The 4,878-nt window shown below is 62.5% G+C and carries 4 protein-coding genes and 1 pseudogene; 2 read left to right on the top strand and 3 right to left on the bottom strand.

The genetic code is table 11. The annotated features are described in order from the left end of the window. Together EN879_RS24380 and EN879_RS24375 are read right to left on the bottom strand one after the other, a co-directional pair. Nucleotides 1–243 (bottom strand): annotated as a pseudogene (locus EN879_RS24380) (hypothetical protein); the annotation flags it as partial. Nucleotides 244–317: 74 nt separating this feature from the next. After that, the gene (locus EN879_RS24375) at nucleotides 318–1,616 is read right to left on the bottom strand and encodes an adenylosuccinate synthase (RefSeq protein ID WP_063169195.1); all 1,299 of its coding nucleotides are present in this window, start codon (nucleotides 1,614–1,616) and stop codon (nucleotides 318–320) included. Between the two features lie 208 nt (nucleotides 1,617–1,824). Here EN879_RS24375 and EN879_RS24370 point away from each other — a divergent pair, with 208 nt between their 5' ends. Next, nucleotides 1,825–2,730, top strand: a complete 906-nt coding sequence (locus EN879_RS24370; RefSeq protein ID WP_063169196.1) for a DMT family transporter — start codon at nucleotides 1,825–1,827, stop codon at nucleotides 2,728–2,730. Nucleotides 2,731–2,882: 152 nt separating this feature from the next. Further along, nucleotides 2,883–3,347, top strand: coding sequence for a DUF2231 domain-containing protein (locus EN879_RS24365; protein ID WP_013529160.1), 465 nt, complete (start codon nucleotides 2,883–2,885; stop codon nucleotides 3,345–3,347). Between the two features lie 57 nt (nucleotides 3,348–3,404). On the opposite strand, the gene serA is transcribed toward EN879_RS24365, so the two are convergent. Next, on the bottom strand, nucleotides 3,405–4,878 hold a 1,474-nt coding region (gene serA / locus EN879_RS24360; RefSeq protein WP_127274296.1), incomplete at its 5' end, for a phosphoglycerate dehydrogenase.

Raw genomic sequence — 4,878 nt, 5'->3', positions numbered from 1 at the left:
CAGCTCCGCGAGCGGGTCGGTCTCCGGCACGCTCTTGGCATAATCGCGCTCGACGCTTGTAATGGCGTCTTCCAGCGAACGCATCTGCGTGGCTATGGCTTCGGGAGCCCACGGCGGCGAACGTTCACCAAGCTTCTTCGCTAGCATGGTGCGAACGCTGGCATAGATGCGCGTACGCTTTTCCGGCGTCTCGTCGCCATGCTTGTCGAGCGCGTTTTTCAGAATAGCAACGAAATCTGCCATGCTTCAGTCGACCTGTATTTTGCTTCCGCGTCGGCCCCCGCAAATCAGCCGCGATGCCCGGAAAGGCTCAGAAACTAGTCTTGAAACGGATCGGTCACAAGTATCGTGTCGTCGCGTTCCGGGCTGGTGGAAAGGAGCGCGACCGGTGCGCCGATGAGCTCCTCGATGTAGCGGACATACTTGACCGCCTGGGCCGGCAGATCATTCCAGCTGCGCGCGCCGGCAGTGGTGCCTTTCCAGCCCTCGAGCGTCTCGTAGACCGGTTCGACACGTGCCTGCGCGCCCTGGCTGGCCGGCAGATAATCGATCATCTCGCCGTCGAGACGGTAACCGGTGCAGACCTTGATCTCGTCCAGCCCGTCAAGCACGTCGAGCTTGGTCAGCGCGATGCCCTTGATGCCGTTGACCGCGACGGCCTGGCGCACCAGCACCGCGTCGAACCAGCCGCAGCGGCGCTTGCGACCGGTGACGACGCCGAATTCATGGCCGCGCGTGCCGAGGAATTCGCCGACCTCGTTCTTCTGCTCGGTCGGGAACGGACCCTCGCCGACGCGTGTCGTATAGGCCTTGGTGATGCCGAGCACATAGCCGATGGCGCCCGGGCCAACGCCGGAGCCGGCGGCAGCCTGTCCGGCAACCGTGTTCGACGAGGTCACGAACGGATAGGTGCCGTGGTCGATATCGAGCAGTGTGCCCTGCGCGCCCTCGAACAGGATGCGCTCGCCAGCCCGGCGCTTGTCGTCGAGGATCTTCCAGACCCGGTCCATATAGGGCAGGATGTCGTCGGCGACCGAGGTTAGTTCCTGCATGATCGTGTCATGCGTGACTTCCGCATGACCAAGCCCGCGACGCAGCGCATTGTGGTGCGTCAGCAGCCTGTCGATTTTCAAGGGCAGTGTTTCCAAATCCGCCAAATCCATCACCCTGACCGCGCGCCGGCCCACCTTGTCCTCATAGGCGGGGCCGATGCCGCGACGGGTCGTGCCAATCTTCGTCCCGGAATTGGATGCGGCGTCCTCACGAAATCCGTCCAGCTCTCGATGCAGGGACAGGATAAGCGCTGTGTTTTCGGCTATTTTCAGGCGATCCGGCGCTACTTCGACACCTTGCGCCTTGAGTTTTGCCACCTCGGCGACGAAAGCGTGCGGGTCGAACACGACGCCATTGCCGATGATGGACAGCTTGCCGTGGCGCACGACGCCCGACGGAAGCAACGACAGCTTGTAGACCTTGCCGTCGACGACCAGCGTATGGCCGGCATTGTGGCCGCCCTGGAAACGCACCACGACATCGGCGCGCTCCGACAGCCAGTCGACGATCTTGCCCTTGCCTTCGTCACCCCACTGCGAGCCGACGACCACCACATTGGCCATGTTTCTTTTCCCTTGAGACGCCGCCAAGCGGCTTGAATATGGTTCGAAACGACAGGCCTCTATAACGTCAAGACCTCGCGAGCGCGACCTTTCTTTGCCGTCGAAAATGCCCTGAGGCACAACAATTTTCGGCTTTGACATCATTTACTTGGGCGAGCGAGGGCAATAGGCCGGCAAACACCGCAGCTCCGGCGACTGGAATCCCGCGATGCATCGAAGCGCCTACATATTCCTGCTGCTCACCACCTTGCTTTGGGGTGGAAATTCGGTGGCCGGCAAGCTGGCGGTCGATCACGTCTCGCCGATGACGCTGGTCTTCCTGCGCTGGGTGCTGGCCGTGGCGATCATGCTGCCCATCGGCTGGAAGACCATCCAGAAGGACTGGCCGGTAGTCCGCAAGCACTGGTTCGTGCTGGTCGCCCTCGGCGCCAGCGGCTTCACCCTGTTCAACACCATCTTCTACACGGCGCTCAACTACACGACAGCGATCAATGTCTCGATCGAACAGGCGGCGATGCCGATCCTGATCATGACTGCCAATTTCGTCTTCTTCCGCCTGCGCGTGAACTGGGCGCAGATTGTCGGCGTCGTGCTGACCGTCGCCGGCGTGATCCTCACCGCCTGCCATGGCGACCCGCGCCGGCTGTTGACGCTGGAACTCAATTTCGGTGACGCCATCATGCTGGTCGCAGTCTTTCTCTACAGCGGCTATTCGGTGGGGTTGCGGCTGAAGCCGGTGATGCACTGGCAGAGCCTGATGCTGGCCCTGTCGGTTTCGGCACTCGTCACCTCGTTGCCGTTCTTCCTGTGGGAGGTCCTCGCCGGCAAGGTCATCATGCCCGACGCGCGCGGCTGGACCGTCATCGTCTATACGGCGATCGGCGCATCGGTCGTTTCGCAGATCTTCTACATCAGGGGCAACGAGCTGATCGGCGCCAACCGCGCCGGCCTGTTCATCAATCTGGTGCCGATCTTCGGCACGCTGCTGTCGGTGCTGATCGTCGGCGAGACGTTCCAGCTCTATCAGGCGCTGGCCTTGGTGCTCGTGCTGGGCGGCATCGGGCTTGCCGAATACAGCGGGCGCAAGATGGCGGTGGCGGACCACCGCGGATGACATTTGGCGGCTGACGCCCTCCGCCGTCGCGGTAATCACGCGAACGGCCTGGACTTCGCCAATGGCGCGGAAACAGCGGCATGAATCCTGCCGCGTCCCCTACTTGGAACATTTCACCTCCAGCGGAGTTTGAACGCCAGGGAGGCGACATGATGAGCCACAACCCTCGCAGCACGGCAAGCATTGCTGGTCACCCTATCCACCCGATGCTGATTCCGTTTCCGATTGCCTTTTTTGTCGGCACCTTCGTTTGCGACCTTATCTTCTGGCGAACAGCCGATCCTGGATGGGTCACCGGGTCGCTTTGGCTTCTCGGCGCAGGCCTGATCATGGCTGCCCTGGCTGCGCTTGCTGGCTTGACGGATGTTCTCGGCGATGTGCAGGTCCGCAATCTCACGACGGCATGGCTCCATGCCGGCGGCAATGTACTCGTCGTGTTGATCGAGCTTTACAACTGGTACTCGCGGTATGCCGGCGGAGCGGCGGCCGTGATGCCAACCGGCATCGTCCTATCGCTGATCGTGGTTCTCATCTTGCTGTTTACGGGCTGGAAGGGCTGGGAACTGGTCTACCGACATCGCGTGGGTGTCTCCGATGGCTCGGACGAGTTGACATGAACCGGCCGCCGCGGCGGCCGGCGTCAACGAGGTGGGTCGGCGACCGCCTGTCCTCAATCACATCGCGTTGACGTCGAACTGCAGCCGCTTGGCCGAGTCGATCGACTTGTGCGCCTTGACCTTTTCCAGCACGGCTTCCGGGAACGGCGCGTCGAGATAGAGCAGCGCTATGGCATCGCCGCCCGGCCGGTTGCGGCCGAGCTGGAAGTTGGCGATGTTGACGCCATTCTCGCCGCAGACGGTGCCGAGCAGGCCGATGATGCCCGGCGCGTCCGCATTGGTGGTGTAGAGCATGTGCTGGCCGACCTCGGCATCGAGGTTGATGCCCTTGATCTGGATGAAGCGTGGCTTGCCATCCGAGAAGCATGTGCCGGCGATCGAGCGCGTCATGTGCTCGGTCTTCACCGTCAGCTTGATATAGCCGTCGAACACGCCCGACTTGTCGCGCTTGACCTCGGCCACGATGATGCCGCGCTCCTTCACCATGATCGGCGCCGACACCATGTTGACGTCCGAGACCTGAGGCCGGATCAGCCCGGCGAGTGCTGCACTGATCAGCGCGCGCGTGTTCATCGTCGCGGTCGAGCCGTCGAACAGGATCTCCACCTCCTTGATCGGATCCTCGGTGACCTGGCCGACAAAGGCGCCGAGCACCTCGGCGAGCTTGACGAACGGCTTCAGCCGCGGCGCCTCCTCGGCGGTGATCGACGGCATGTTGATGGCGTTGGAGACGGCGCCCTTGATCAGATAGTCGGCCATCTGCTCGGCAACCTGCAGCGCGACATTCTCCTGGGCCTCCGTCGTCGAGGCGCCGAGATGCGGCGTCGCCACCACATTCTCCATGCCGAACAGTTCGTTGTTCTCGGCCGGTTCGACCTCGAAGACGTCGACGCCAGCGCCGGCCACCTTGCCACTCTTCAGCGCTGCGACCAGATCGGCCTCGACGATCAGACCGCCGCGTGCGCAATTGATGATGCGCACGCCCTTCTTCATCTTGGCGATCGCCGCGGCATCGATGATGTTGCGCGTCTTGTCGGTCAGCGGCGTGTGCAGGGTGATGAAATCGGCGCGGGCGAACAGCTCGTCGAGCTCGACCTTGTCGACGCCAAGCTCCTCGGCACGGCTGTCCGACAGGAACGGATCGAAGGCGATGACGTGCATCTTGAGGCCAACGCCGCGCGTCGCGACGATCGAACCGATGTTGCCGCAGCCGATGACGCCCAGCGTCTTGCCGGTGATCTCGACGCCCATGAAGCGGTTCTTTTCCCATTTGCCGGCATGGGTCGAGGCGTTGGCTTCAGGGATCTGGCGCGCCAGCGCAAAGATCATCGCCACCGCATGTTCGGCTGTGGTGATCGAGTTGCCGAAGGGCGTGTTCATCACGATGATGCCCTTGCGGCTTGCCGCCGGGATATCGACATTGTCGACGCCGATGCCGGCGCGGCCGATGACTTTGAGATTGGTAGCGGCGTTGATCAGCTTTTCGGTGACCTTGGTCGCCGAGCGGATGGCGAGGCCATCATACCTGTCT

The organism is Mesorhizobium sp. M7A.F.Ca.AU.002.02.1.1, assembly GCF_003998535.1.
GTDB classification, from domain to species: Bacteria; Pseudomonadota; Alphaproteobacteria; order Rhizobiales; family Rhizobiaceae; genus Mesorhizobium; species Mesorhizobium ciceri.
This window is presented reverse-complemented; position numbering and strand designations above follow the sequence as displayed.

Bases quoted from the DNA above. Each gene is read 5' to 3' on its own strand.
- EN879_RS24375 (WP_063169195.1), bottom strand. From the start codon at position 1,616: ATGGCCAATGTGGTGGTCGTCGGCTCGCAGTGGGGTGACGAAGGCAAG.
- EN879_RS24370 (WP_063169196.1), top strand. From the start codon at position 1,825: ATGCATCGAAGCGCCTACATATTCCTGCTGCTCACCACCTTGCTTTGG.
- EN879_RS24365 (WP_013529160.1), top strand. From the start codon at position 2,883: ATGAGCCACAACCCTCGCAGCACGGCAAGCATTGCTGGTCACCCTATC.